Source organism: Halosolutus gelatinilyticus, assembly GCF_023028105.1.
Taxonomy (GTDB): domain Archaea; phylum Halobacteriota; class Halobacteria; order Halobacteriales; family Natrialbaceae; genus Halosolutus; species Halosolutus gelatinilyticus.
Genome location: NZ_CP095491.1, coordinates 3,508,923 through 3,533,147 on the forward strand (window position 1 = coordinate 3,508,923; position 24,225 = coordinate 3,533,147).

Below are 24,225 nucleotides of genomic sequence, written 5' to 3' on the forward strand. Positions count from 1 at the left end.
CGTCTCCGAACCGTTTTATTTTCGCCGGCGATACACACCGTCGATGGAGTTCGCCACGTTCGCCGATCGCGCCGCCGCGATCGAAGCCGAGCCCGCCGACCTCGAGATCGTCGACCGCGTGACCGCCCTGCTCGTCGACGCGGGCGACGATCTGGAGATCATCGCGCGGTTCGTTCAGGGGCGAGTGTTCCCGGCGTGGGAGTCGACGACGCTCGATATCGGCCCGACCACGTGTTACGAGGCGATCGCCCGCGCCGCCGGAACGAACGTGGACGCCGACGACGTCGAGGATCGGCTCGCGGAGCTGGGCGAGATCGGCGACGTGGCGGCAAGCTACGAGTTCGGCGGTCAGCAGGGACTGGGCGCCTTCACCGGCGGCGGGGCCGACGGGAACGACGGCGGCTCCGGCGACCTCACCGTCCGCGAGGTCCACGAGACGCTGACCGACCTCGCGACGACCGAGGGCGCGGGCAGCCAGGATCGCAAGGTCGACCTCCTGTTCGGCCTCTTCAACCGGTGTTCGAGCGAGGAGGCGCGCTACCTCGCCCGACTCGTTCTCTCGGAGATGCGCATCGGTGTCGGAGAGGGTACGGTTAGGGACGCGATCGCCGCGGCGTTCGACGCGCCCGCCGATCGGGTCGAACGCGCTCTCCAGGTGTCGAACGATTACGGGGAGGTGGCCAGAATCGCTCGCGACGAGGGCGTCGAGGGGCTCGACGCGACGGACCTCGAACTCGGGCGGCCGGTTCAGGCGATGCTCGCGCAAGCCGGGACCGTGACCGACGCACTCGAGGAGTGGGACGAGGCGGCCGTCGAATGGAAGTACGACGGGGCGAGGGTGCAGTTGCACCACGATCCGGGTGCCGCCGCGGATCCGAAGTCCGATACCGAGGATTCGGCGTCGCCCGCCGCGGATCCGGACGCGACCGGCGAGACGCGCGTCTTCTCCCGCAACATGGAGGAGGTCACGGACGCGCTCCCGGAGGTCGTCGAGTTCGCCGACGCCCACCTCGATCGGCCTGCGATCCTCGACGGGGAGGTCGTCGCGATCGACGACGACGGGGCGCCGCTGCCGTTCCAGGAGGTCTTAAAGCGATTCCGGCGCAAACACGACGTCGCGAAAGTCCGCGAGGACGTCACCGTCAGGCCGGTCTTCTTCGACTGTCTACACGTCGACGGGGACGACCTGCTCGACGAACCCCTCACGACCCGACACGATCGGCTCGAGGCGGTTCTCACAGAGGAACCCGACCAGGACCCCGAGGACGTCCCGGCGCTCTCGCTGCTGTGGCTCACCGGCGACCCCGACGAGATCGAGTCGATCGACGCCGACGCGCTCGAGGCGGGCCACGAGGGAATCATGCTCAAAAATCCCGATTCCGCCTACTCGCCGGGCCGGCGGGGGAAGAACTGGCGAAAGCGCAAGCCAGACGTCGAGACGCTCGACTGCGTCGTCACCGGCGCCGAGTGGGGCGAGGGCCGGCGCGCAACCTACCTCGGCACGTTCGAACTCTCGGTTCGCGACGGGGACGACCTGGAGACGATCGGCAAAGTCGCGACCGGTATCACGGACGAGAAACTCGCCGAGTTGACCGACCTGCTCGAGCCGCACGTCGCCGCGGAATCCGGCCAGGAGGTCGAACTCGAACCCGCGATCGTCTTCGAGGTCGGCTACGAGGAGATCCAGACCTCGCCGACCTACTCGTCGGGGTACGCGCTTCGATTCCCGCGTTTTGTGGGCGTCCGCCACGACAAGAACCCCGAAGACGCGGAGACGATCGATCGGGTCGAACGGCTTCGAGGCCGATAGCGGGGTGGAACGATCTGCGACGGCGAGTCGCACCGCCGGTGTTCGTCTGCGTACAACATCTCGGTTGCGAGTCTCGATCGCCGCCCAACATTCATACGGCAGATCGTTGCAATCGGACTATGTCGCAGCCCCCGACGGCCGATACGGACGGGGAACGACCCTGGGATCGTTCGCCGGGGGGCGTCTCGATCGAACTGTATCCGATCGCGGTCCTCACGGCCGCGCTCCGGCTGTTCCGATTGGGGGCCGAGAGTTACTGGCTCGACGAGGTCGTCTCGGTGACGCTCGTCACGTCGAACACGCCGTACGAACTCCTGGTCAGCGTACCGGGGAACGATCCCCACCCGCCGCTGTACTTTCTCCTCCTTTCGGGCTGGATGGCGATCTTCGGAACGAGCGAATCGGCCGCGCGACTACTGTCGGCCCTCGTCGGTGTCGCCACCGTACTCGTCCTCTACGCGATCGGTCGGCGGCTCTTCGATCGAGAAGTCGGGGCGATCGCGGCAGCGCTCGTCGCCGTCTCGCCGTTTCACGTCTGGTACTCCCAGGAGGTTCGAATGTACAACCTGCTCGCGCTGCTGACCGCGCTCTCGTTCTACTGGTTCGTGCGGATCCACCGAGAGAGAGCGGACGAAACCGACGTTCGAGACGACATCTGGTACGTCGTCGCCACGGTTCTGCTCGGCTACACGCACGTCTTCGGATTGTTCGCGATCCTCGCCCAGAACCTGTACGTCTTCTCTCGGCCCGTCGTCCGGATCGTCCCCCGTTCGCGGCTGACGCTCCGGCGCTGGATCGCTCTCCAGGGGATCACCGCGCTACTGCTCTCCCCATGGCTAGTGCGGTTGTTCCGCCGGACAATGGTGGCGCACGCCGGCGAAACGAGCAACGTCTCGTGGATTCCGCTGCCGACGGCCGAGACCGTCAGGCAGACGTTCGCCGCGTACCTCGGCGGCTACCTGTTCGGCGAGTCGCTCCCGATCCTCGTCTCGCTCGTCGTCGCGGCGTGTCTCGTGCTCGCACTCTCGGGCGACCGCTGGACAACGGCGCGGAATCGCGGTGCAGCGGAATCCGATCGCGGTGCGGCGTCGAGCGACCGCGGAACAGCGGCGGCGACCGATCACGGGGATGTGCCGGTAAACGGCGTCTACGCGGTCGTTCTCTGGTTCGTCGTGCCGATACTCGTCCCGATCGCCGTCTCGCACGTCGTCGCGCCGATCTTCGTGGATCGCTACTCGATCGGGGCGTCGCTGGCGTTTTTCCTCCTGATCGCGATCGGCGTGCGGACGCTCTCCCGCCCGACGCTTCGGTACGTGATCGTTGGAGTGCTTCTCGTCGGACTCGTGGCGCCGCTCCCGACGTACTACGAGGAGGACCAGAAAGAGCAGTGGCGAGAGGCCGCCGCCGCCGTCGAGTCGAACGTCGACGGCGACGACGTCGTCCTCGTCAGCAGACCGTTCGCGGAGGGGCCGTTCAGCTTCTACTTCGATCGGTCGAACGCGACCGTCGTCCGGATCGACTCCGACGCGTCGGTCGACGAGATACGGGCGTCCGTCGACGGCTACGACGACGTCTGGGTCGTGCTCTCGTACACCGATTCGTCGACTGAGCAGCGGATTCTCGAGGCCGTGGCCGAGCGGCCCGACTACCGCGGTCCGGTTGCGGAGAAGCGGTACAACGGGATCACGGTGTTCGGGTTCGAACGGACCTCGAGCAACGGGTGACCTTCCGCAACCGCGTGGACGGACGGCGCGTCGTCTTTCGGCGGTCAAATCCGCTTGAAGGCGAATTTGGCCAGCTTCAGGGCGCCCTGATCCCACGCGACGCGGTGATCTCGCCCCGTCCGATCGCCCCGCTCCTCGTAGTTCTCCAGGTACCACCGGTACGTGTCGACCAGGGCCTCCTCGTTCGAGTACTCGGGCTCCCACCCGAGTTCGCGCAGTTTCTCGACGGAGACGTACGAATCCTCGTGGGCGGTCTCGTACACCCACGGGTACAGCGGCGAGAGATCGAGCGCGTTCAGGACGCGGAGCGCGAGCACTGCCAGGAGAGCCGGCGTCCCGATCACGCGCTTGCCCGTTCCGGCCTCGTCGATCACCGCCTGGAAGTCCGATTTCATCGTCTCGAACTCCGTCGCACCCACGTTGTACGTCTCGTTCGCCGCGTCCGCGTCGACGTCGGTCAGCAACCCGATCGCTCGCACGAGATCGTCCACGTGCAGGAGCTGATACTGGTTGGTTCCCCAGCCGACGAGCGGCACGTTCGCGCCGTCCTCGACCCAATCGAAGAGGATCTGGAAGACGCCGAGCCGTTGCGGGCCGACGAACGTTTTCGGACGGAGGATCGGAACGCACATCCCCATCCGCCGGAAGTCCTCGCAGACCTTTTCGGCCTCGATCTTCGCCTCTCCGTACGGCCCGACGCCGTCCAGCGGGGACTTCTCGGTTATCGGATGGGCGTCGTGGGTTCCGTAGACGGCCGTCGACGAGACGTACACCACGCGATCGACGCCGTGGTCGCGGGCCGCCCACAGCACGGACCGCGTCCCGTCGACCGTCACCTCCCGGATCACGTCGTCGTCCCACAGCGGGAGCGCGGCCGCGCTGTGAACGATCACGTCCGCGTCGGCCGCTTCGATCGCGTCCGCGACCCGCTCTTCGTCCCGCACGTCGCCACGGACGAAGCCGATCCCCGCCGTGTCGTCCTCGTCGTCGAACGGTTTCAGGTCGAAGGCGGTGACGTCCCACCCTCGGTCGCGGAAGTACTGACACGCGTGGAGACCCAGAAACCCGGTTCCGCCCGTAACGATCACGGAGTCGTACCGTCGCTCTCGGGACGCCTCTTGGTCCGTCTCGACCATCATATCAAACGGATGCGGAGAACCTTTATCATTCTTGTTCTCGTTTTCGCTGACGACCGGATGGCCGAGTCTTCACGTACGATAACCCCGGTACCCACGGTCACCGGATTACTTCGGGAAATTCGGCCGTGGCAGTGGTACAAGCAAGGGGTAATGTTCCTCGGCATCGTCTTTTCGAAGAACCTCCTCGACCTCGACGCGTGGATCAACCTGCTCGTCGGCGTCGCGGCCTTTACCGCCATCGCGGGCGCGGCGTACATTTTCAACGACATCAACGATCTCGAAGAGGATCAGAAGCACCCGGAGAAACGACACCGACCCATCGCCAGCGGACAGGTTTCCGTTCCGGTCGGCGCCGCCTTCGGACTCCTCCTCGCCGCGATCGGTTTCGGAGCAGCCTACAGTCTCGGCCCGCTGTTTCTCGGCGTTCTGCTCGCCTATCTCAGTCAGAACGTCCTCTACTCGCTGTACCTGAAGCGGATCGTGTTCGTCGACGTGCTGATCGTCGCCATCGGGTTCGTGCTCCGCGCGATCGCCGGCGTCGTCGCCATCGACGTCTACCTGAGTCCGTGGCTTATCGTGAGCACGTTCCTCCTCGCGCTCGTTCTCGCGCTCGGAAAACGCCGCCACGAACTGGAGATCACGACCGATCCAGGGGAGACCAGGCGGGTTCTTGGGGCGTATTCCGAGAACGACGTCGATCAACTGCTCGTAATGACCATGTCGACGCTGTTGATGGCCTATTCCCTGTACACGTTCTTTCGCACCAATTCCGCGATGATGGTGACCCTTCCCCTCGCGTTCTTCGGCGTGTTTCGCTACCACCACCTCGTCCACACGACGGGTATCGCCGGCCAGCCCAAGTACCTCCTCACGGACGGTCCGTCGATCGCGAATCTCCTCCTGTGGATCGGCCTGGTCGTCGCCGTCCTCTACGATCTGCCGTCGGTCGCGATCGAGGTGATTCGGTGAGACGGTACGATCTGCAGGTTCACACCGACGTCTCCCCCTGCTCGCGAAATTCGCCCCGTGACGTGGTCGACGCGGCGCTGGACGCCGGCCTGGACGGCATCGCGATCACCGATCACGACACCCTCGACGGCTACGAAGCGGTGGCCGCCCTCGCCCCCGACGACCTCGCCGTGATTCCCGGCGTCGAGGTAACGACGACGCAGGGCCATCTGCTCGCGCTGAACGTGAGCGAGGTGCCGCCGATGGCCGATCCCCTCGCCGTGATCGACCGCGTCCACGACCAGGGCGGACTCGCGATTCTCTCGCACCCCTTCGACAGCCTCCGCGAACACTACACCGCCGATCTCGAAGCGATCGCGAAGCGCGTCGACGGCGTCGAGGCGACGAACTCGCGGTGCGTGCTCCCGCGGTTCAACCGTCGAGCGCGATCGTTCGCGGAGAGCCACGGCCTCGCGATCACCGGCGGGAGCGACGCGCACTTTCCGATGGAAGTCGGGCGGGCCTGCACGATCAGCGATCGGCCCGTTCTGGAGGCAATTCGTGCGCGCGCGACACGAACCGACGGACGCGGCGGCTACGTGTCGGGACACGTCGCCACCAAACTCTCGGACGCCCTCTCGCTGCTGGACGTATGAGCGGGCTCGATCGGGCGCGGACCGTCGTTCGACGACACGGCCTGTGGCTCACGGCGATCCTGACGGTCGCCATCTTCTTCGGCCTCTTCGCGTTCGGCGAGGCGGACGCGGTCAGCGAGGCGATCCTCTCCCTCGAACGGTGGCGGATCGGCACCGTGTTCGCGCTCGTAACCGTCGGCTACGGCGTTCGGTTTCTCAAGTGGGAGTACTACCTCCGCGAACTCGGCGTCGACGTCCCGATCGGCACGAGCCTGCTGGTGTTCATCAGCGGATTGATGATGACCGTCACGCCGGGCAAGGCCGGCGAAGTGTGGAAAGCGTGGTTTCTGCGCGATCTTCGCGGCGTATCCGTGAACCGGACGGCGTCGGTCGTCGGCGCGGAACGCGTCACCGACCTGTTGGCCCTCGCCGCGTTCGCCTTCCTCGGGGCGGCCGTGTACGAACAGTCACCGACGACGCTGCTCGTCGTCACGGCGATCTTCCTCGGCGGACTGGCCCTTCTCCGGTGGCGAACCGCCTGCCTTCGGATCTTGGGAGGACTGGAGTCGGTGCCGCTCGTCGGGGCCTACGCCGACGACGTCAGGGAGTTCTACGAGAATTCGTACGCGCTCCTTCGACCCCGCCCGCTGGTCGTCGCAGTGAGCATCAGCCTCGTCGCGTGGGGCCTCGAAGGCGTCGCGCTGTGGATCGTGTTGGACGGGTTTGCGCCGGGCGGGTCGGTCCTGCTGGCGCTGTTCGTGTTCGGCCTCGGATCGATCGTCGGCGCGGCGAGTCTGTTACCGGGCGGACTGGCCGCCACCGAGGCCAGCATGGTCGGAACGCTCGTCGTGCTCGGCTACTCGCGCACGGTCGCCGTTAGCGCGACGTTGGTCATCCGGGTCGGGACGCTATGGTACGGCGCCGCGTTGGGAACGACCGTGTTCGTCTGCTACCGGTACCTCCGGGAGCGGCGCGAATCCGCCGAAGCGCTTCGATGAGCCGACCGCTCGTTCGTCGCGATCGGTCGCCGTTCCGCGGCGCAGTTCGCGTTGGGACCCATTCGAATACTGGCGTCGTTTGCGGACGCGTTCCGTCGGAGCGGCGACTTCCGGTCGGACCCGTCGGCCCCGAGGGACTTCGGCTCGTCGGCGCCGACGTTCCCGGTATCGATGAGGATCGTCACGTCGTCGGCTTCGGGTTCGATTTCCGCCTCGAAGTGGAGGTGGTCGCCGAGGGGCGAAAGCTCGAATGTGAAGGGATCGCCGCCGGTGTTGGTCACGCGGATCTCGGCGGTCTGTGGCGGTTCGACCTCGACGGGGTCGGGGGCGGATTCGAATCCAAAGTCGTCGGGTCCCTCGACCACGGCCAATGCGTGGTCCGCCGCGACGGGGACCGGAAGGACGGCAGCTCCGATCGCGAGGACGACCATCGCGAGTGTCGTACGGTTCGCTCGAAGTACGTTCAGTACGCGTTTGAGAGGGCTGTCGAGCATCATCGACCGGATACGCACCCGCCCGTAGTTAACATCAGGATAGCTGAAATATCGCGTTAACCGGTCCGTCGGTTTTACGACGAGCGCGCCGAGTAGAGAGCCAGCGCCCAACGCGGTCGAGACCGCGCCGGCCGAGACAGGTAAGCACCCTTAAGAGCCACGGGAAACAGAATTCGCGTATGCAACCGCGCGACCTGTCCGATCACATCGCTTACGAGGCGGGTCGAGGCATCGAGGAGGTCGCCCGCGAACTCAAGCGCGATCCCTCGGAGTTCGTCAAACTCGCCTCGAACGAGAACCCGCACGGCCCCTCGCCCGCGGCCGCCGTGGCCCTCCGCGACGCCGCCGGGACCGTCAACTCGTACCCGAAAGCCGCCCACGCCGACCTCACGAGCGCCGTCGCCGATCGCTGGGACGTCGCCGACGAGCAGGTGTGGCTCGCCAACGGCGGCGACGGGGCGATCGACTACCTCCACCGGGCGACGCTGGAGCCGGGCGACGACGTTCTCGTTCCCGAACCCGGCTTCGCCTACTACGGGATGAGCGCCCGGTTCCACCACGGCGACGTTCGCACGTACGCGCTCGAACGCGCGAACGACTTCGCCCAGGACGCCGCGACCGTCCTCGAACGGTACGACGACGAGCGGATCGTCTGGCTCACCAGCCCGCACAACCCGACCGGCTCGACGATCGCGCTCGAGGAGATCGAACGGCTGGCCGACGAAACGGCCGACGAGACGCTGCTCGTCGTCGACGAGGCCTACGGCGAGTTCGCCGACGTGAACAGCGCCGTCTCCCTGATCGAGGGTCGGGACGGCTTCGACGCCCGCGACGACGTCGCCGTCCTCCGGACGTTCTCGAAGGCCTACGGCCTCGCGGGCGTTCGCCTCGGTTACGCGATCGTTCCCGACGAGTGGGCCGACGCCTACGCCCGCGTGAACACGCCGTTCGCGGCGAGCGAACTCGCCTGCCGCGCCGGCCTCGCCGCGGTCGGCGATCGGGAACACGTCGATCGCACCGTCGAGACGGCGATCGACGCGCGCGAGTACCTGCGCGAGCACGTCGACGCACACGTCTGGCCCAGCGAGGGCAACTTCGTCCTCGTCGACGTCGGGGACGCGTCGGCGGTCGCCGAGGAGCTGCAGGAGCGAGGCGTCATCGTCCGTGACTGTTCGAGTTTCGGCCTCCCGGGCTGTGTCCGCATCACCTGCGGGACCGAGGCCGAGACCGAACGCGCCGTCGAGACGCTCAACGCCGCGCTCGCCGATCTCGACGTCGACCCTGACGAGGCGAGCGCGGATTCCGAAGGGGAGCGCGACGCCGCGCCGGAATCGAGCGCCAACGCGGAGGTGCCGGACACGTGAGGGTCGCCGTCACCGGAACCCCGGGAACGGGAAAGACGACAGCGACGGAACTGCTCGAACTCCGACTCGAGGCCGACGAATCGGCGGACGCGCCGGATCTGAACGTGATCCACCTCAACGACGTCCTCGAGTCCGAGGAGCTGTACACCGAGGTCGACGCCGATCGGCAGAGCCTGGTTGCGGATCTCGACGCGATCGCCGACTGGCTCGATGGGCGCGACGACGCCGTGATCGAATCCCACCTGGCGCACCACTTCGAAGCCGATCGGGTCGCCGTCCTGCGCTGTCGGCCCGACGCGCTCGAAGCCCGGCTCCGCGATCGCGGCGAGAACGAAGCCAAGGCTCGCGAGAACGCCGAGAGCGAGGCGCTCGACGTGCTCCTCGCCGAGGCAGTCGAGGAACACGGCCTCGAGTCGGTCTACGAGATCGACACGACCGATCGACCGCCGGCGCTGGTCGCGGACGAACTCGCGGCTGTGATCGCTGGCGATCGGGAACCGAGTGCAGGGGACGTTGACTTCGTGGGGTACCTGCAATGACGCTCGACAGGCTTCGTCCGTACGTTTCCGGCTTCCTCGACCCGTTCGTGAAGGGGTTCGATCGGGTCGGCATGTCGCCCGACGGCGTGAGCGTGCTGGCGTTCGGGATGGCGGTGCTGGCCGCCGCAGCGTTCGCGCTCGGCGGTCGCGCGGCTCCGGTCTGGTACGCCGTCGCCGCGGCGCTGGTCTTCCTGAACGGTTGGCTCGACATCGTCGACGGCGCGCTCGCCCGCGAACAGCAGGTCGCCTCCGCCGGCGGCGACTTGCTCGATCACGTCCTCGATCGGTACGCGGACATCATCATCATCGGCGGGCTGGCGGCCGGCATCGAAAACTACCTGCTCGGATTCCTCGCTGTTACCGGGGTCGTCATGACCTCGTATCTCGGCACCCAGGCCCAGGCGGTCGGCCTCGATCGGGTCTACGGCGGCGTCGTCGGGCGCGCCGATCGGCTCGTCATCATCGGCGTCGTCGGCTTCGTGGCCTACCCGGTTACGGGCGAGTACGGCGGTCTCACGGTGATCGGCTGGCTGCTCGTGTTCCTCGCGGCGGTCGGCCACGTGACCGCACTTCAGCGGTTCACCTACGCCTGGTCGGCTCTCGATTGACCCGTGGTTATTCTCTCTCGTGTTGCATTCACCGCTGACTCCGACAGATCAGTCAGGAACACCACGAAAGCCTCCTTTCATCCCCACCCGTAGCGGCTGACCGAGCTGCCACCGCGAACGGGGATGAAAGGGGCTGTCAGGGGCTTTCAGGGTGTTCTCGATCGGCGCAGTATCGAGGGCGCGCCATCCGGATCCGAACACGTTTTCTAGCGCCGCATGGTTTATGGCCCGCCGCGATATAGACGGTGACATGGTTCAGTGCGAGATGTGTGGCGCCGAGACGTCGTCCCCGAAGACCATCAAAGTCGAGGGCGCGAAGTTGGACGTGTGTGCGAACTGCACCGACTTCGGCACTGAGGTGAGACAGCAGTCGAGTTCGAGTACGTCGACCAAGTACTCGACCGGATCGGGTTCGTCTTCGTCCTCGAGTTCGAGCAGCGGCGGATCGAGCTCCGGGTCGACGGCCGGCGGGTCGAGCCGATCGCGCCGCCAGGACATGTTCGACGACATGGACGAACTCGCGACCGATTACGACGACCGGGTCCGCAATGCCCGCGAGAAGAAGGGACTCAGCCAGTCCGATCTCGCGAACGAACTCAACGAGAAGGCGAGTCTCATCCGCAAGATCGAGCGCGGCGACACGCTGCCGAGCGATCGCGTGCAGTCGAAACTCGAGCGCTTCCTCGACATCAATCTGAGCGCCGAGGGCGCCAGCGGCGACGATTCCGAGGAGTGGTCGGGCGGCTCCTCGACCGGCAGTTACACGCTCGGCGACGTCGTCAAGCGTAAGGACTGATCCGACCGGTCCGTCGGCGTCTCCCTCCGGAACCTGTACTCCTCTCCCCGCGATCCCGTCCGCCGCGTTCGGGATTGGGGCTCGTAGCCGACGCGGCGACCGAACGGTGAGGTGGAGTGGCTCCAAACGGCGGGCGGGACGGAGTGACTCGCAAGCTATTTTTGCACGCGGGAGAGCCTAGCACCTATCACGATGTTCGTCCTCGTAAACCTCAAGACGTATCCCTGTGATCCCGTCGACGTCGCCGAAGCCGTCCGCGATGTCGACGAAACGACGGACGCCCGGCTGGCCGTCGCCCCGCAGGCGGCGCACCTCGAACGTGTCGCGGAGACGGGCGCGGAGACGTGGGCTCAACACGTCGATCCGATCGACTACGGGAGCAACACCGGGCACACGCTCGCCGAGACCGTCGCGGAGGCGGGTGCGACGGGAACGCTGATCAACCACTCCGAGCACCGCCAGAAGCTGGCCGATCTCGACGGAGCGGTTCGGGCCGCACGGCGCGCGGACCTCGAGACGGTCGTCTGTGCGAACAACCCGGCGCAGATCGGCGCCGCGGCCGCGCTCGGGCCGGACGCCGTCGCCGTCGAACCGCCGGAACTGATCGGGACGGGAACGCCGGTCAGCCAGGCCGATCCCGACGTCGTCGAGGACGCGGTCGAAGCGGCCCGGAACGTCGATCGGAACGCGTCCGTGCTCTGCGGCGCCGGGATCAGCACCGGCGACGACGTCGTCGCGGCGGCCGACCTCGGCGCCGAAGGCGTGCTGCTCGCGAGCGGCGTCGCGAAGGCCGACGACCCCGAAGCGGCGCTCGAAGACCTCGTCGCGCCGCTCTGAGCGCCGGCAAGATCGGTATCGCGCTGCGTCGAACAGCCGATCGTCCGAAACGCGCCCGATCGCTTTTTTGCCGTCCCGTCGAAGGGTGAGCCATGACCACGGATCATCCCGTGGCGGTCGCGCTGGAAAACCGCCTCATGAGTCACGGGATCTACGTCACGGAGTTCACGTGGCACGATTCGGACGCGGGCGACGCGAACGGCTCGGACGCCGTTTCGAACCCGGACGACGGCGCCGGCTTCACGGTCGAGTACGAAACGATAGCTGAGGCGCCCGAAATAACGAGCCAGGAAGTCAGCGCGGTCGTTCGGACGGTGCTCGCCATCGCCGAAGAACGATCGTGGACGCCCGGTCGGGTAGAGGCGAGGGCGACGACGACGGAGGGTGAGCCGCGCGGCGAGTGGCACGTCGAGCGGGCGTGGTTCGAGACCCTCGGCTCGACACTCTCGGAACTCGAGTTTTCCCAGCGGGTTCTCGACACGAGGACGAATCGGCGGGACGGACAGTAGGTAGATTAATGGTGTTTCAGCCGACTATCTCGCGTAGATAGGTGTATGACCGGAGAACAGGTGTTCGTCTCGCACGCCCCGGGCGACCTCGAACTCGTCCAGGACCTGTTCTCGACGGTCAAGAACTTCCCGATCGGCGTCCACATCGCCTTAGAGGAGGTCGAATCGGGCCGCTCGCGGAAACGACTCGAGGGACGGCTGGCCAACAGCGACGTCGTCGTCGCCGTCTTGACGGAGCGATCGGCGAACAGCACGTGGATCAATCAGGAGACCGGCTACGCGCTGGCCAAGGGGATCCCGGTGCTGCCGTTGTACGCCGATCCGTCCCTCCGAGGCGGGTTCATCGGCGAGGTCGAGGGCGTGGCGATCGATCGGGAGAACCTCTCGTTTACCATCTTCAACCTGCTGTGTCGGCTTCGCAGCGAACTCGCGCCGCTGGGGGCGCTCTCAGTTCCGAACTGGTACATCCGATTTCCGTGTACGATTCCCGGCTGCGACCATCCCGTGACGCTCGAACTGGAACAGGGCCAGACGAAACTCTGGAAGCTCCACAAACACGGCCACCTGCTATCGACGCCGTGTGACGTGTGCGACGCGACGTACTACTTCGACCCGGCCACCATCGGATTCGTCCGGCGGGAGGACGGCGGCCACGACGGGCGCTAGTCGGATTTCCGAAGTCTGTCGTACGCGTCTGTGACCAGTTGGAACGCCGACGCACTGCCGCTTTTCCGATCCGGATGGGCGCGTTTGACCTGTTCGTGAAACGCCGCGCGGATCTCGTCGTCGCTCGCCCCCTCCTCGACGCCGAGGAGCTCTCGGGCCCGCGCGGTGCGAAGGGCGACGTCTTTGACGATTCCGTTCTCCTCGGCGCGTTCCGTACAGGGCGTACAGAGGTGTTCGGTGCGATCGTCGATCGTCGTGACCCGGAACAGTTCCTCGTCGACCCACTCGTGACACTGGTTGCAGAGGTTCTGCTCGCCGGCTCTGCCGCCGGCGTTCGGTCCGGCGGACGAACCCCCGGTCGCGCCGTCTTCGTCCGGCGCCGACGCTGCACAGGAGGAACAGCACGCGACCACGAGCCCGTCGTTCAACGCGATCTCCCGGAGTTCGGCTTCGGGAAATTCGCCGGTGCACCCGTCGCAGGTGCCGCGCCGTTGATCGAGCGAGCGGGACTTGTTCGCGGCTGCACGGGCGTGCGGGGCGCAGGTCGGACAGCAAGCCACCCGATCGCCGTCCGGCATCGTGACTGTCGTCAGTTCGTCGAGGGAGACCGTTCGGCCGCATCCCTCACAACCAGCCTGACGGTTCCCGGCCACAGCCATCATTGCACCGATTTGTCTTCTTCCTATATTAGTGCTGTCCATTCTGGAATTATCGCGTCGAACGCATCGTCCGGGACGGCGCGTCCCCTGTACCGCTCCAGCGCGCGTAGGCGGTGCTTACGCGCCCCGAGGCGCCACCCGGTGCGCTCCGAATGGCGTCGATAACAAAGTCCGGCCCGGCCGTTAGCAGTAGCGTGCGGGGTCCACCCTCGCACGGAGACGCTCTGTCCGTTGGACGGCGTTCGGCGGCGCACGTCGCCGATCCTCCTCTCCTGTCAGGTCTTTTTCCGCGGGTCGATCGAAACCGGGACTGCAATAGGCGAGCGGTACCGATCCGCAGCTATGGACGCGATATCCCGAGCGGCGACCCGAGGCGCGACCGCCGACCGCGAAACGCTGGCGCTCGGCGCGATCGACGTCGCGGTGGTCGTCGGCTTCGTGACCGTCGGCCTTCTCAGTCACGACGTCAACCCGATCGCCGACCCGATCACATCGCTCGAGACGATCGCCCCGTTCGCGCTCGGCTGGCTCGTGATCGCACCCGTTGCGGGCGTCTACGCTCGCGACGTTGCGACGTCCGCCCCTCGTACTGCTCGTTCGGTGTCGGTGGCGTGGATCGCCGCGGCGAACGTCGGACTGATCCTCCGCTCGTCGCCGGCGTTCGACGGCGGAGCCGTCTGGCCGTTCAATCTCGTCATGACGGGATTCGGCCTGCTCGCGCTCCTCGGGTGGCGCCTCGGGTACGCGACGCTCGTTCGCTCGACGTCCTGATCGGAACGCCCGCGGGCCGACGACCAGCGTCGATCGGCCGGACGATCCCCCGCGATCGACGTTTCTCATCGGTGACCTATCACGGCTCGTAAACGCTCAAGAATCGTCCGGAAGAAAGAACACCATTGATGGTTATGAATCTGGACGGTGACGATCGACGTATCGGCCGAAACACCCCCTTGTCGTCTTGCGATTATTAATATTCAGATGATAGATAGCATAGATATTGGTCGGTCCGCCGGTTTTCTTTCGTCATTTGAGGTTGGAAAACAGCGGATTGAAACTCACTCATAAGTTATGTATATCCACTGCTCCAAATACGAGTCATGGACTAATGCACTATCTGCCGATTATGGGAAACACTTATATGCCTATTTCCCATACTATAGGATAGATTATGACTGGATATTACGACATTGTCCTTGGCCTCATCCCAGTCGCACTGCTCGGAATCACCGCTGCGTTGACGTTCGTGGGTATCTCGTTGACAGCAGCGGTGCCGATCGGTGCGCTCGCTTCGATGGCGATCATCGGCCACGCAATGTTCGTTAATACGCCGACCGGCGCCTCCGAGGACGTCCAGTCCAACTCCGCCCGTCCGCCGTTCAACGCGGATTAAAACGCCTCGATTTCCGCCTTCTCCCCTCTTTTCCCGCTTCGTTTCGTGTTGTTCGGTATGACCGACGCGCTGTTTCTGACCAGCGACGAGGTTACGGATCTCGCACCGCCTGCGGCGTACGTCGACGCCGTCCGCGACGGCTATCGGCAACGAGGGAACGGTGCGCCCGCACAGCCCCGATCGAAGTTCTTCAATCCCGACCCGGAGGGGATGCTCACCGGGTACGCGGCCATTCTCCCGGAGACAGGGGCGATGGGCGGCTATCTGTACACGGCCGGCTTCGGCGCCGAGGACGCCTGGTTCGTGACGCCCCTGTTCGACGCCGACAGCGGGGAACCGCTCGCCTTGCTCGACGGCGCGAGCATGAATCCGTTCAAGACCGGCGCCGCCGGCGCGGTCGCCGTCGACGAACTCGCCCGCGACGACGCCGAGACGATCGGCATCATCGGAACCGGCGCGCAGGCGCGGGGCCAACTCAAGACGACGGCGACCGTCCGCGAGTTCGCCGAGGTGCGGGTCTACTCGCCCACGCCCGAAAACCGCGAGTCGTTCGCCGTGGACTTCGACGATGTCCTCGACGCGACGGTCCGGCCCGTCGAAACGAGCGCGGACGCCGTGGTCGGCTCTGACGTGGTGATCACGGCGACGACGTCGAGCGCCCCGGTCTTCGACGGTGACGAACTCGATCCCGGTACCCACGTTACCGCGATGGGACAGTACAGCCGCGATTCCCGGGAGCTGGATACGACGACGATCGAGCGGGCGACCTACGTCCCGGACCTCCGGGAGCGGGCGACGTTCGACGCGGGATCGTTCCTCGCCGCGCTCGACGCCGGCGTCGTCACCGAGGACCACGTCCACGCGGAACTGGGCGAGATCGTCGCCGGCTCGAAACCCGGTCGGACGAGCGACGACGAGATCACGGTCTTCGACAGCGGCGGCACCGGGATCGAGACGGTTGCGGCGGCGAACATGCTCTACGAGCGGGCGGTCGACAAAGGTCTCGGAACGGAAATCTCGTTTGCACCGGCGAGCGAGGCGCTGACCGGGTGATGGCGGACGGCCGTATGGTTTCAGCACACGGAGTAGCTACTGGTACAGGAAATCGAGCAGATAGACGGCCAGTCCGAGGGCGGTGACGATCGAGAAAAGAGGGATAACCACGGTCGAACAGACCGGAAATCGGCTCGAAAACGCCCATCAGTCGCCCGCCGGTCGTATCTTGAACCCGTACCGCGTGACGCCCTCTTGCGTGTAGATCCGGCGGATCGTCGTCTCGACCCGATCGCCGACGGCGAACGTCTCGGGCGCGGCGTCGGTTCCCATCGCGGGGACGCTGACGGCGTCGCGCTCCCCGCCTGCGGATTCGTCTTCATCCGTCGCTCCGAGCGCGACGATCGCGGCCGCGTAATCGCCGGCCTGCGCCTGCTGTTCGGCGAATTCGGGGGGAGCGCCGCCCTGCGAGATCGTGGTAACCGCCTCGATCGTTCCCTCGCCCGCGAGTTCGATCGGGTCGTAGTCGGCCAGTGCGCCGCACTCCCCGCAGGCCCCTTCCGGCGGGAACGAGAGCGCGCCGCACTCGACGCAGCGGCCCGCGACCAGCCGGTACCGCTGGGGGAGTGATCGGCGCCAGGAGGGGACGCTGACGTACGCCCCTCCCCCCGACGGCGGGCCGGAGGTGACAACGCCCCGTTGGCGGAGGTACTCGGCGTACGAGAGCGCCGCGTCGTCCTCCCCGCCGCGATCGAGCGCGGTACTCGTCGGCACGTCGGCGGTCGCGTCCAGCACGAAGGCGTCGGCGCCCGCGCCGCTTCCGTGGGAGACCGCGAGGATCGACGCGCACCCCTCGGCCAGCGCGCGAGTGAGGCTCACCGGGACGCTTGCGGCGCCGAGGTCGCCGAGGTCGTGGACCGTCGCGCATGCTCGGATCTCGTCGGCGCCGACGCCGGCCGCGCCCGCCGCCCGGTACGGAAGTTTGCCGTCGGGCGCCTGGATCGCCGCCGCGTCGGGCTCCGGATCGGTTTCGAGGCCACCGACGGCCCCGGCGATCGTCTCGGTGAACGCCTGCCGATCGTACTGCGTGATCTCGAGCCCCTCAGTCGACCGGGCCCCGTACTGGCGGAACCTGGTGCCGGGATAGGGAGCCGCGTACTCGGCCCGATCGACGATTTCGGCCGGTCCCTCCGGCGCGACGACGAACGCCGCGGCCCCGGCGCCGGCGGCGTGGTCGATCGCGTCGTCGGGGTCGCCCCGCGGCGCGTCGGCGGCGACGATCAACCCTCGGCCGCCTTCGGCCGCGATCGCGTCCGTTCCCGCTCGAAGCGCCCGGGTTCCGGCCCGCGTGCTGCCGGCGAAGACCTGTCGGGGCGCGTCGTCGGGCACGGCGAGCATCGCGCCGAGTCGCGCCGTCAGGTCCCCCTCCTCGAGCGGCGGATTCGAAGTCCCGAAGCCGAGCCAGGTGATCGCCTCGCCTTCCAGTCCGGCGGCGTCCAGCGCTCTAACGGCGGCCTCGGACGCCATAGTGAGGGCATCCTCGTCGGCTCCCGGAACCGCCTTCTCGTTCACGCCGGGGGCCTGAAACTGTCCCCACGCTTCCCGGAACGCCTCGGCGGTGATCCGGAAGCGCGGCGCGTACGCGCCGACGGCGGTGATCGCGACCATCAGGCGCTCGCCTCCGCGTCCTCGCGTTCGAATACGTGGACGACCGCGGCGCCACCGCTCCCGCCGACGTTGTGCGTGAGCCCGCGCCTCGCGTTCTCGACCTGCCGATCGCCCGCCTCGCCGGAGAGCTGTTTGAACGCCTCTACGACCTGTCCCGCGCCGGTCGCCCCGATCGGGTGCCCCTTCGACTTGAGGCCGCCGGAGGTGTTGACGGGAAGGTCGCCGCCGAGTTCGGTCGCGCCGGACTCGATCAACCGTCCGGACTCGCCGCGCTCACAGAAGCCGAGATCCTCGTAGGCCAGCAGCTCGGCGATCGCAAAGCAGTCGTGAACTTCGGCGAAGTCGAGGTCGTCGGGGCCGACGTCGGCCATCCCGTACGCCGCCTCGGCCGCCCGCCGACTCGCGGGAATCCCCACGTAGGAATCCCGTTGAAAGAGTCCGACGGCGTCGCTGCCGGCGCCGACGCCGGCGATACGGATCGGGTCGTCGGTGAACTCGTCGACGACGTCTTCGCCGACGACGAGGGCGCAGGCGGCCCCGTCGGAGGTCGGACAGCAGTGATAGAGGTTCAACGGGTCGGCGACGACGGGCGCCGACTGGGCGTCCTCGAGCGAGCACTCGAAACCCAGCTGGGCGTGGGGGTTTTTCGCGCCGTTTGCGTGGTTCTTCACGGCGACCCGAGAAAGGTGTTCGCGCGTGGTGTCGTACTCGGCCATGTGGGCCGACGCCATCTGGGCGTAGACGCCGGAGAAGGTGGTTCCCGAGAGGCGTTCCCACTCGGTCTCGCCGGAGACGCCGAGCCAGTACTTCGTCGCGTCCGAACTCGCGTCGGACATGACCTCGAAGCCGCCGGCGAGGACGACGTCCGCCATCCCGGATTTGATCGCCTGGACGGCCTGTCGGACCGCGAATCCGCTCGCAGCGCAGGCGTTTTCGACCCGCGTGCAGGGAACCCCGTCGAGACCCGCGTACTCGGTCACCGCGGGTCCCGACAGCCCGAGCTGTCGACCGCCGACGCCCAGGGTACCGACGAACGCTTCGTCGATCTCGTCCACGACGATCCCCTTCGGAACGCTCTCGACGGCCGCTTCGACGGCCGTCCGGAACAGCGATCGGTAGCTCTCCGATGGGAAGGCGCCGTAGTCGGACTGCCCCGCGCCGATCAGATACGCGTCTCGCATACCCGGATCTCCGCACCCGTCGGCAAATAAGTTCACGATCGACCGTGAGTTATTTTCGTCGCGGTTCGCCATCGGTTTCGATCGCTTCCTCCGCTCGCTTCGGCGAGAGCGCCGCGGTGGTGAGTGCCGACGGACCGCGACGACGTCGCCGATCGGTTCGGGACCTGAACCCGGGACCGAAGGCGAGCACCGTCGAACGCGGGCGACCCTGCGATCGCATGGGAGATGATTGTTGCTCAGGAACGGGTGCTATCGCACAGAATGACGGATGGATATGATGTTTACGGCAACATGTAACACGTGTTTGGAAACCGAATCGTTTGACGAGTATTCCGACGCCAACGAGTGGTGGCGCGAGCACGCCGACGACGGTCACGTCGTCGAACTCACGTCCGACGCCGCGGTACCGAACGCGAAGGGCTGATCGCGGCGGACGGGTCTCGGACCGGTGTCCGGCGATCGGTTTCCGACCGCCGTCCATCCGCGCTCCGATCGTATCCCGTTCCTACCTCAATCAACGATCCGTTGCCGGACCGATTACGGCACACTACGGGCGGAGGGGTTGAAACGTCTGCTCCTCGTATTGGGCGCCATGTCTCGTGCAGCCGAGTTGGCCTCCCTACTCGCGAACGCCGACTCGCTGGTCATCGTCTGCCACGACAACCCGGATCCCGACTGTCTCGCCAGCGCGATCGCCCTCGAGACGATCGCCGATCAGCAGGCCGTCGACGACGTGACGATCGCCTACGGCGGGGAGATCTCCCACCAGCAAAACCGGGCGTTCGTTCGGATGCTCGACATCGACCTCCGGGAACTGGCCGAAACCGCGGTCGAGGAGTACGACTTGCTCGCGTTCGTCGATCACTCGCAACCGGGGGCCAACACGGAACTCGACGGGTCGATCCGCCCCGACATCGTCGTCGATCACCATCCGGGGCCGCTGATCGACGCCGCCTACGCGGACGTCCGATCCGAGTACGGGGCGACAGCGACGATCTTCATCGAGTACCTGGACGACCTCGACGTCGAGTGGACCACGCGGCTGGCCTCGGCGCTGCTGTTCGCGCTCCACCGGGAGCGACTCGACTTCCTCCGCGAGCCGACCCGGCGCGAGTACGAGGCCGCGCTCGCCGTCTACCCGTACGCCGACCTCGAAACCCTCGAACAGCTGTACGGGAGCGCGTTCACGCCGGAGACGATCGACGCGATCGGCCGGGCGATCGCGAGCCGCGAGCGGCAAAACACCTCCCTGGTAGCCAGCGTTGGCACGACCACCGAAACCGACGCGCTCCCGCAGGCGGCGGACTACCTGCTCAACCTCGAGGGGGTCGATACGGTCCTCGCCTACGGCGTCGTCGACGGCGCGATCCGGCTGAGCGCACGCTCGATCGATCCGAACGTCCACATCGGCGAGACGCTCCGCGACGGCTACGACGAACTAGGCTCCGTCGGCGGCCACCACGACATGGCCGGCGGCCGACTCGAACTCGACCGCGTTGCCGACTTCGGGGACGACGACGACCTACTGGAGACCCTCGACGATCGACTCCCTCGTCGGTTCTTCGACGCCATTCACGACGGCGAGTAGGACCGGGTCGTCGGACCGGCGACGGTGCGCGGCATCGCTTCACTGACGTCCAGTCGTCCGCTCGACGGTCACTCGATGTCGATCGACTGCGAATCGTCGCCGGGTTCGAGCTTCGGCAACGTGATCGTCAGCACGCCGTTGTTGAGCGTCGCGCTCGCACCGTCGGCGTCGACCGGCTCCGGAAGCTGCAGCCGGCGACTGAACGACTGGGACGTCCGTTCGCGGCGGATGAACCGATCTTCGCTCTCTTCGACCTCCTGATCGCGCTCTCCCTCGATCGCGAGTTGATCCCCCGCGAGGTGGAGGTCGATGTCGTCGTGCTCGTAGCCGGGGACGTCGACGACGGCGACGAACTCATCGCCCTCGTCCGCGAGGTCCACGCTCGTCGCGGCGTCTCCCATCGAGAGGTCGAACCGACCCCGACTCTCGACGTCTCGATCCCACGATCGGGCCGCGGTTTCGAACTGTCGGTTCAGTCGATCGAGCAACTCTTCGATCCCGTCGAACGGGCTGGATCGATCTGCCATGCTATCACCTAGCGGAGATAAGGGATCGACGCCGAAAAAGCCCACGTCCGGCGGCTGTGACGGTCAGCGCGTCGAACAGGTTCCGATCGCCGATCGCGGCAGAACCGAGGGGTGGGCCGGGTGTTTTTAGGTTCCTCGACCTAGCTTCGAACGAGCATGACGCGCGCGCTATTCATCGTCAGCGAAGAAGGGTACTGGGGCGAGGAGTGCGTCGAACCGCTCGAGACCCTGTCCGACGCCGGGATCGAGATCACCGTCGCGACGCCGTCCGGCAGCGAACCCGTGATCGACGAGCGATCGCTCGATCCCGAGCAGGTCGGCAAGGAGACCGCCGAACACGTCCGCGATGTCCACGAGACGGACGATCGGCTGAACGACCCGATCCCGACGGCGCGAGCGGACGCCGGCGAGTACGACGCCGTCGTCTATCCCGGTGGCCACGGCACCGAGTGGGACGTCAATCAGGACAGCCACGCCCGCCGAATCCTCCGCGACACGGTCGAGGGACACGAGGGCACGGCGCTCGTGGTCTGTCACGCGGTCGGCATCCTCGCGTTCACCCGCGGCAGCGACGGGGAACTCATCGCCAGCGGGCGCGACGTCACCGGCTTCCCGAACGAGTGGGAGGCGGACATCGTCGACGAGGACGATCGGATGCCAAGCGGCCGGAAGCTCCCTTACTGGGTCGAAAACGAGGTGAGAGCCGTCGGCGCCAACTGGGACGCCGAACTCGACCGAAACGAGAGCGTCACCGTCGACGGCGATCTCATCACCGGCCGCGGCCCCGAATCTTCGAGCGCCGCGGCGCGGACGCTACTCGACGAACTCGGCGTCTGAGGTCGACGAACTGATCGGTAGCTGATCCGTCCGGTCCGACGCTCCGGCGAGCGCGATCGAGCGGCTTGCCGGCCGCGTCACTATTTTGCCCGTCGCAGCGGAGAGTCGAGTATGGAGTACGCGCGACTCGGGTCGACGGGAACGACGGTCTCGCAACTGTGTTTCGGCACGTGGCGCTTCGGTCGCGAGACCGGCGGCGTGGTCGAGACCGATCGGGAGCGGGCCCACGAACTGCTCGACGCGGCGTGGGATCGGGGGATCAACTTCATCGACACCGCGAACGTCTACGGCACGCCCCACGGCACCTCCGAGGAGTACGTCGGGGAGTGGCTGAACGACTACGATCGCGAGGACTTCGTGATCGCCTCGAAGGTCTACTTCCCGTTCGACGGCTGGGGCGAACCCGGCCCGAACGACTCGGGGCTGGGGCGCAAGCACATCCGCGCCCAGATCGAGGGCACCCTCGACAGGTTGGGAACCGATTACCTCGACCTCTACTACATCCACCGATGGGACGAAGGGACGCCGATCGAGGAGACGTTGGCGACGCTGACCGATCTCGTTCGCGAGGGGAAAGTCCACTACCTCGGCGCGTCGACGATGGCCGCCTGGCAACTCACCAAGGCGCTCTGGACGAGCGACGTCGAGGACTACGAGCACTTCGAGGTCACTCAGCCGCTGTTCCACGCCGGCTACCGCGACGACGTGAAAGACTATCTCGACGTCTGCACCGACCAGAACCTCGCCGTCTGTCCGTACTCGCCGCTTGCGGGCGGCTTCTTGACGGGCAAGTACGAACGCGTCGACGAGGACGATCCGACGACGTTCGAGGGTCCCGACGGCGCGCGCGGGTCGTTCGACGATCGGTTCGAGGACTTCTACCTCTCGGAGCGCGGCTGGCGCGTCCTCGACGAGATCCGCGCGATCGCCGAGGAGCTGGACGCCACCCCGGCGCAGGTCGCGCTCCGGTGGCTGATCGAACAGCCGGACTTCGCGTGCGTGCCGATCGTCGGCGCGCGCACCGTCGAGCAACTCGAGGAGAACGTCGGCGCGATCGACGTCTTGCTGTCGGACGACCAGTTCGACCGGATCGTCGACGCCCGGTACGACGAGGCGGGCGAGCGGTGGGGACACCGCTCCTGAGCCTCGATGGGAAGGCGCTTTACGGTGCGCGTTATCTGTCCCGGACGATGAGACGTCGGACGATTCTGGCTGCCGGCGGGGTCGTCGTCGGATCGGTGACGGCCGGCCTCGCGAGCCGCCTGCCGACCGCCCACCGCTCGCTCTCGGCCGCCCGTCGGCCCGGCGATGCGGGGGAAGCCAGCACGAACGCGGAACCGCTCCTCCCGGGAACCGATCACGAGACGACGCTGTACGAGATCGACGCGCCGCGGGACGGACCGACGGCGATGGTGTTCGGCGGCGTCCACGGCGACGAGCGCAGCGGGATCGTCGTCGCCCGGCAGGTCGCCGAGTGGCGCCCCGACGCGGGAACGCTCGTCGTGGTTCCCGAAACGAACCGCGTCGCCGTCGAGAACGGCGAGCGGGAGGGCGTCGACGGCGACCTGAACCGCCACTTCCCGGCCGATCGCGAGCCCCTAACCGACCTCGCGCGCGGTATCTGGGACGCCGTCGAGCGGTACGATCCCGACGTCGTCCTCGATCTGCACCGATCGCTCGGGATCCGCGGCCTCCACCGAGAGTTCGTCGGCCAGGCGGTCTATCACTCGCCGGACGCCCGCGGCGAGGAACTCGCCGCCGCGCTCGACGACGCCGTCCCCTGGTACCTGCCGTTCCACCGGTTCGCGGCCAGCGAGACCAACCTGTCGGGGCCGTTGCTCTTTCAGAAGGCGGCCCGCGAGCTGGGCGCGAGCGCGTACCTCTTCGAGACGACCGAGTTCCTGCTCGATCGAGAGGCACGCGTCGAGCTGACGCGGCTGGCGGCGGCGCACGTCCTCGACATGCACGGTCTGCTCGACGCGGAGGGCGAGCGATGAACCCGAGCGTCGAGGCGCTTCGACGGATCGCCACGAGCCCCGCGACGATCGGCACCTACGCCCTGCTGGTCGTTCCCTTCGCTCTCGGCTGGTTCGAGACGCAGCTGTTCTCGCCGCTCGCGTTGCCCGGCTACCTGCTCTTTTCGATCGGGACGGCGATCGGCAACGCGCTCGCGCCGCGGTTCGAGTTCTGGATCTACTGGGCGCCGTTTCTGGTCGGCTGTTTCGGGATCGCGTCCGCCGTCGGCGCAGGGTACGAGTGGTGGTGCGGACGACGGTCGGCGTAACCTCCCGTCCGTGTCGAAGATTCTTGCCGTC

26 protein-coding genes are annotated in these 24,225 nt (G+C 66.9%); 20 read left to right on the plus strand and 6 right to left on the minus strand.

Going from position 1 to position 24,225, the window contains the following annotated elements; genetic code table 11:
• Positions 1-43 precede the first annotated feature (43 nt).
• Together ligA and MUH00_RS17215 are read left to right on the plus strand one after the other, a co-directional pair.
• Positions 44-1,810: an ATP-dependent DNA ligase LigA gene (gene ligA / locus MUH00_RS17210; protein WP_247000688.1), complete on the plus strand. Its 1,767-nt coding sequence runs from the start codon at positions 44-46 to the stop codon at positions 1,808-1,810.
• Between the two features lie 119 nt (positions 1,811-1,929).
• Positions 1,930-3,534, plus strand: a complete 1,605-nt coding sequence (locus MUH00_RS17215) for a glycosyltransferase family 39 protein (protein WP_247000691.1) — start codon at positions 1,930-1,932, stop codon at positions 3,532-3,534.
• Positions 3,535-3,578: 44 nt separating this feature from the next.
• Here MUH00_RS17215 and MUH00_RS17220 read toward each other — a convergent pair whose 3' ends face one another.
• Entirely contained in the window at positions 3,579-4,670 is a 1,092-nt protein-coding gene (locus MUH00_RS17220; protein ID WP_345780933.1) for an NAD-dependent epimerase/dehydratase family protein, read from the minus strand.
• A gap of 60 nt (positions 4,671-4,730) precedes the next feature.
• On the opposite strand from MUH00_RS17220, the gene MUH00_RS17225 reads away from it, so the two are divergent.
• From MUH00_RS17225 to MUH00_RS17235, 3 genes are read left to right on the plus strand one after another with little or no spacing between them, the layout of a single operon-like run.
• The gene (locus MUH00_RS17225; RefSeq protein ID WP_247000695.1) at positions 4,731-5,642 is read left to right on the plus strand and encodes a UbiA prenyltransferase family protein; all 912 of its coding nucleotides are present in this window, start codon (positions 4,731-4,733) and stop codon (positions 5,640-5,642) included.
• Positions 5,639-6,277 (plus strand): PHP domain-containing protein, encoded by a 639-nt coding sequence (locus MUH00_RS17230; protein WP_247000697.1) that lies wholly within the window; start codon positions 5,639-5,641, stop codon positions 6,275-6,277. Before MUH00_RS17225 ends, MUH00_RS17230 begins: the two co-directional genes overlap by 4 nt.
• Positions 6,274-7,254, plus strand: a complete 981-nt coding sequence (locus MUH00_RS17235) for a lysylphosphatidylglycerol synthase transmembrane domain-containing protein (protein ID WP_247000699.1) — start codon at positions 6,274-6,276, stop codon at positions 7,252-7,254. The genes MUH00_RS17230 and MUH00_RS17235 overlap by 4 nt, the downstream gene beginning before the upstream one ends.
• On the opposite strand, the gene MUH00_RS17240 is transcribed toward MUH00_RS17235, so the two are convergent.
• Positions 7,206-7,685 carry a hypothetical protein gene (locus MUH00_RS17240; protein WP_247000701.1) on the minus strand — a complete coding sequence of 160 codons (480 nt, stop codon included), beginning with the start codon at positions 7,683-7,685 and terminating at the stop codon, positions 7,206-7,208. The genes MUH00_RS17235 and MUH00_RS17240 overlap by 49 nt on opposite strands.
• A gap of 242 nt (positions 7,686-7,927) precedes the next feature.
• Between MUH00_RS17240 and hisC the strand changes: the two genes are divergently transcribed.
• The 7 genes from hisC (at position 7,928) to MUH00_RS17275 (ending at position 13,067) form a co-directional block, all read left to right on the plus strand.
• A complete protein-coding gene (gene hisC / locus MUH00_RS17245) occupies positions 7,928-9,112 on the plus strand; it encodes a histidinol-phosphate transaminase (RefSeq protein ID WP_247000703.1) in 1,185 nt (394 codons plus the stop codon).
• On the plus strand, positions 9,109-9,651 hold the full coding sequence (locus tag MUH00_RS17250) for an adenylate kinase family protein (protein WP_247000705.1): 543 nt from the start codon (positions 9,109-9,111) through the stop codon (positions 9,649-9,651). Before hisC ends, MUH00_RS17250 begins: the two co-directional genes overlap by 4 nt.
• Complete coding sequence (locus MUH00_RS17255; protein ID WP_247000706.1) at positions 9,648-10,259, plus strand: CDP-alcohol phosphatidyltransferase family protein; 612 nt, start codon at positions 9,648-9,650, stop codon at positions 10,257-10,259. The genes MUH00_RS17250 and MUH00_RS17255 overlap by 4 nt, the downstream gene beginning before the upstream one ends.
• Positions 10,260-10,509: 250 nt before the next feature.
• A complete protein-coding gene (locus MUH00_RS17260; RefSeq protein WP_321576077.1) occupies positions 10,510-11,055 on the plus strand; it encodes a multiprotein bridging factor aMBF1 in 546 nt (181 codons plus the stop codon).
• A gap of 192 nt (positions 11,056-11,247) precedes the next feature.
• On the plus strand, positions 11,248-11,892 hold the full coding sequence (gene tpiA, locus MUH00_RS17265) for a triose-phosphate isomerase (protein ID WP_247000708.1): 645 nt from the start codon (positions 11,248-11,250) through the stop codon (positions 11,890-11,892).
• 92 nt (positions 11,893-11,984) lie between these two features.
• Positions 11,985-12,401: a DUF8159 domain-containing protein gene (locus MUH00_RS17270; protein WP_247000711.1), complete on the plus strand. Its 417-nt coding sequence runs from the start codon at positions 11,985-11,987 to the stop codon at positions 12,399-12,401.
• A gap of 45 nt (positions 12,402-12,446) precedes the next feature.
• Entirely contained in the window at positions 12,447-13,067 is a 621-nt protein-coding gene (locus MUH00_RS17275; protein WP_247000713.1) for a toll/interleukin-1 receptor domain-containing protein, read from the plus strand.
• Here the strand turns inward: MUH00_RS17275 and MUH00_RS17280 are convergent.
• On the minus strand, positions 13,064-13,726 hold the full coding sequence (locus tag MUH00_RS17280) for a J domain-containing protein (RefSeq protein WP_247004002.1): 663 nt from the start codon (positions 13,724-13,726) through the stop codon (positions 13,064-13,066). The genes MUH00_RS17275 and MUH00_RS17280 overlap by 4 nt on opposite strands.
• Positions 13,727-14,068: 342 nt before the next feature.
• Here MUH00_RS17280 and MUH00_RS17285 point away from each other — a divergent pair, with 342 nt between their 5' ends.
• The 3 genes from MUH00_RS17285 to MUH00_RS17295 all read left to right on the plus strand — a co-directional run bounded on the left by MUH00_RS17285 (position 14,069) and on the right by MUH00_RS17295 (position 16,169).
• On the plus strand, positions 14,069-14,497 hold the full coding sequence (locus tag MUH00_RS17285) for a DUF3054 domain-containing protein (protein ID WP_247000715.1): 429 nt from the start codon (positions 14,069-14,071) through the stop codon (positions 14,495-14,497).
• A 397-nt stretch (positions 14,498-14,894) separates the two neighbouring features.
• Entirely contained in the window at positions 14,895-15,116 is a 222-nt protein-coding gene (locus MUH00_RS17290; protein WP_247000717.1) for a DUF8015 family protein, read from the plus strand.
• Positions 15,117-15,173: 57 nt separating this feature from the next.
• Positions 15,174-16,169 carry an ornithine cyclodeaminase family protein gene (locus tag MUH00_RS17295; RefSeq protein WP_247000718.1) on the plus strand — a complete coding sequence of 332 codons (996 nt, stop codon included), beginning with the start codon at positions 15,174-15,176 and terminating at the stop codon, positions 16,167-16,169.
• A gap of 147 nt (positions 16,170-16,316) precedes the next feature.
• On the opposite strand, the gene MUH00_RS17300 is transcribed toward MUH00_RS17295, so the two are convergent.
• Together MUH00_RS17300 and MUH00_RS17305 are read right to left on the minus strand one after the other, a co-directional pair.
• Positions 16,317-17,777 (minus strand): zinc ribbon domain-containing protein, encoded by a 1,461-nt coding sequence (locus MUH00_RS17300; RefSeq protein WP_247000719.1) that lies wholly within the window; start codon positions 17,775-17,777, stop codon positions 16,317-16,319.
• Positions 17,777-18,958, minus strand: coding sequence for a thiolase domain-containing protein (locus MUH00_RS17305; protein ID WP_247000720.1), 1,182 nt, complete (start codon positions 18,956-18,958; stop codon positions 17,777-17,779). The genes MUH00_RS17300 and MUH00_RS17305 overlap by 1 nt, the downstream gene beginning before the upstream one ends.
• A 592-nt stretch (positions 18,959-19,550) precedes the next feature.
• Here MUH00_RS17305 and MUH00_RS17310 point away from each other — a divergent pair.
• On the plus strand, positions 19,551-20,546 hold the full coding sequence (locus tag MUH00_RS17310; protein ID WP_247000721.1) for a DHH family phosphoesterase: 996 nt from the start codon (positions 19,551-19,553) through the stop codon (positions 20,544-20,546).
• 68 nt (positions 20,547-20,614) lie between these two features.
• On the opposite strand, the gene MUH00_RS17315 is transcribed toward MUH00_RS17310, so the two are convergent.
• Positions 20,615-21,073, minus strand: a complete 459-nt coding sequence (locus MUH00_RS17315; protein WP_247000722.1) for an Hsp20/alpha crystallin family protein — start codon at positions 21,071-21,073, stop codon at positions 20,615-20,617.
• 156 nt (positions 21,074-21,229) lie between these two features.
• On the opposite strand from MUH00_RS17315, the gene MUH00_RS17320 reads away from it, so the two are divergent.
• From MUH00_RS17320 to MUH00_RS17335, 4 genes are all read left to right on the plus strand, one after another.
• Positions 21,230-21,910: a type 1 glutamine amidotransferase domain-containing protein gene (locus tag MUH00_RS17320; RefSeq protein WP_247000723.1), complete on the plus strand. Its 681-nt coding sequence runs from the start codon at positions 21,230-21,232 to the stop codon at positions 21,908-21,910.
• A 111-nt stretch (positions 21,911-22,021) separates the two neighbouring features.
• Entirely contained in the window at positions 22,022-23,053 is a 1,032-nt protein-coding gene (locus MUH00_RS17325) for an aldo/keto reductase (RefSeq protein WP_247000724.1), read from the plus strand.
• Between the two features lie 47 nt (positions 23,054-23,100).
• Positions 23,101-23,907 carry a succinylglutamate desuccinylase/aspartoacylase family protein gene (locus MUH00_RS17330; protein ID WP_247000726.1) on the plus strand — a complete coding sequence of 269 codons (807 nt, stop codon included), beginning with the start codon at positions 23,101-23,103 and terminating at the stop codon, positions 23,905-23,907.
• The gene (locus MUH00_RS17335) at positions 23,904-24,194 is read left to right on the plus strand and encodes a hypothetical protein (protein WP_247000728.1); all 291 of its coding nucleotides are present in this window, start codon (positions 23,904-23,906) and stop codon (positions 24,192-24,194) included. The genes MUH00_RS17330 and MUH00_RS17335 overlap by 4 nt, the downstream gene beginning before the upstream one ends.
• Positions 24,195-24,225 lie beyond the last annotated feature (31 nt).

Excerpts from the sequence above, each read along its gene's own strand:
- MUH00_RS17235 (WP_247000699.1), top strand. The coding sequence starts at position 6,274 with ATGAGCGGGCTCGATCGGGCGCGGACCGTCGTTCGACGACACGGCCTG.
- tpiA (WP_247000708.1), top strand. The coding sequence starts at position 11,248 with ATGTTCGTCCTCGTAAACCTCAAGACGTATCCCTGTGATCCCGTCGAC.
- MUH00_RS17325 (WP_247000724.1), top strand. The coding sequence starts at position 22,022 with ATGGAGTACGCGCGACTCGGGTCGACGGGAACGACGGTCTCGCAACTG.
- MUH00_RS17260 (WP_321576077.1), top strand. The coding sequence starts at position 10,510 with ATGGTTCAGTGCGAGATGTGTGGCGCCGAGACGTCGTCCCCGAAGACC.
- MUH00_RS17335 (WP_247000728.1), top strand. The coding sequence starts at position 23,904 with ATGAACCCGAGCGTCGAGGCGCTTCGACGGATCGCCACGAGCCCCGCG.
- MUH00_RS17320 (WP_247000723.1), top strand. The coding sequence starts at position 21,230 with ATGACGCGCGCGCTATTCATCGTCAGCGAAGAAGGGTACTGGGGCGAG.
- MUH00_RS17290 (WP_247000717.1), top strand. The coding sequence starts at position 14,895 with ATGACTGGATATTACGACATTGTCCTTGGCCTCATCCCAGTCGCACTG.
- MUH00_RS17280 (WP_247004002.1), bottom strand. The coding sequence starts at position 13,726 with ATGGCTGTGGCCGGGAACCGTCAGGCTGGTTGTGAGGGATGCGGCCGA.
- MUH00_RS17215 (WP_247000691.1), top strand. The coding sequence starts at position 1,930 with ATGTCGCAGCCCCCGACGGCCGATACGGACGGGGAACGACCCTGGGAT.
- MUH00_RS17300 (WP_247000719.1), bottom strand. The coding sequence starts at position 17,777 with ATGGTCGCGATCACCGCCGTCGGCGCGTACGCGCCGCGCTTCCGGATC.
- MUH00_RS17240 (WP_247000701.1), bottom strand. The coding sequence starts at position 7,685 with ATGGTCGTCCTCGCGATCGGAGCTGCCGTCCTTCCGGTCCCCGTCGCG.
- hisC (WP_247000703.1), top strand. The coding sequence starts at position 7,928 with ATGCAACCGCGCGACCTGTCCGATCACATCGCTTACGAGGCGGGTCGA.
- MUH00_RS17220 (WP_345780933.1), bottom strand. The coding sequence starts at position 4,670 with ATGGTCGAGACGGACCAAGAGGCGTCCCGAGAGCGACGGTACGACTCC.
- MUH00_RS17295 (WP_247000718.1), top strand. The coding sequence starts at position 15,174 with ATGACCGACGCGCTGTTTCTGACCAGCGACGAGGTTACGGATCTCGCA.
- MUH00_RS17330 (WP_247000726.1), top strand. The coding sequence starts at position 23,101 with ATGAGACGTCGGACGATTCTGGCTGCCGGCGGGGTCGTCGTCGGATCG.
- ligA (WP_247000688.1), top strand. The coding sequence starts at position 44 with ATGGAGTTCGCCACGTTCGCCGATCGCGCCGCCGCGATCGAAGCCGAG.
- MUH00_RS17225 (WP_247000695.1), top strand. The coding sequence starts at position 4,731 with ATGGCCGAGTCTTCACGTACGATAACCCCGGTACCCACGGTCACCGGA.
- MUH00_RS17315 (WP_247000722.1), bottom strand. The coding sequence starts at position 21,073 with ATGGCAGATCGATCCAGCCCGTTCGACGGGATCGAAGAGTTGCTCGAT.
- MUH00_RS17285 (WP_247000715.1), top strand. The coding sequence starts at position 14,069 with ATGGACGCGATATCCCGAGCGGCGACCCGAGGCGCGACCGCCGACCGC.
- MUH00_RS17270 (WP_247000711.1), top strand. The coding sequence starts at position 11,985 with ATGACCACGGATCATCCCGTGGCGGTCGCGCTGGAAAACCGCCTCATG.
- MUH00_RS17255 (WP_247000706.1), top strand. The coding sequence starts at position 9,648 with ATGACGCTCGACAGGCTTCGTCCGTACGTTTCCGGCTTCCTCGACCCG.
- MUH00_RS17275 (WP_247000713.1), top strand. The coding sequence starts at position 12,447 with ATGACCGGAGAACAGGTGTTCGTCTCGCACGCCCCGGGCGACCTCGAA.
- MUH00_RS17305 (WP_247000720.1), bottom strand. The coding sequence starts at position 18,958 with ATGCGAGACGCGTATCTGATCGGCGCGGGGCAGTCCGACTACGGCGCC.
- MUH00_RS17310 (WP_247000721.1), top strand. The coding sequence starts at position 19,551 with ATGTCTCGTGCAGCCGAGTTGGCCTCCCTACTCGCGAACGCCGACTCG.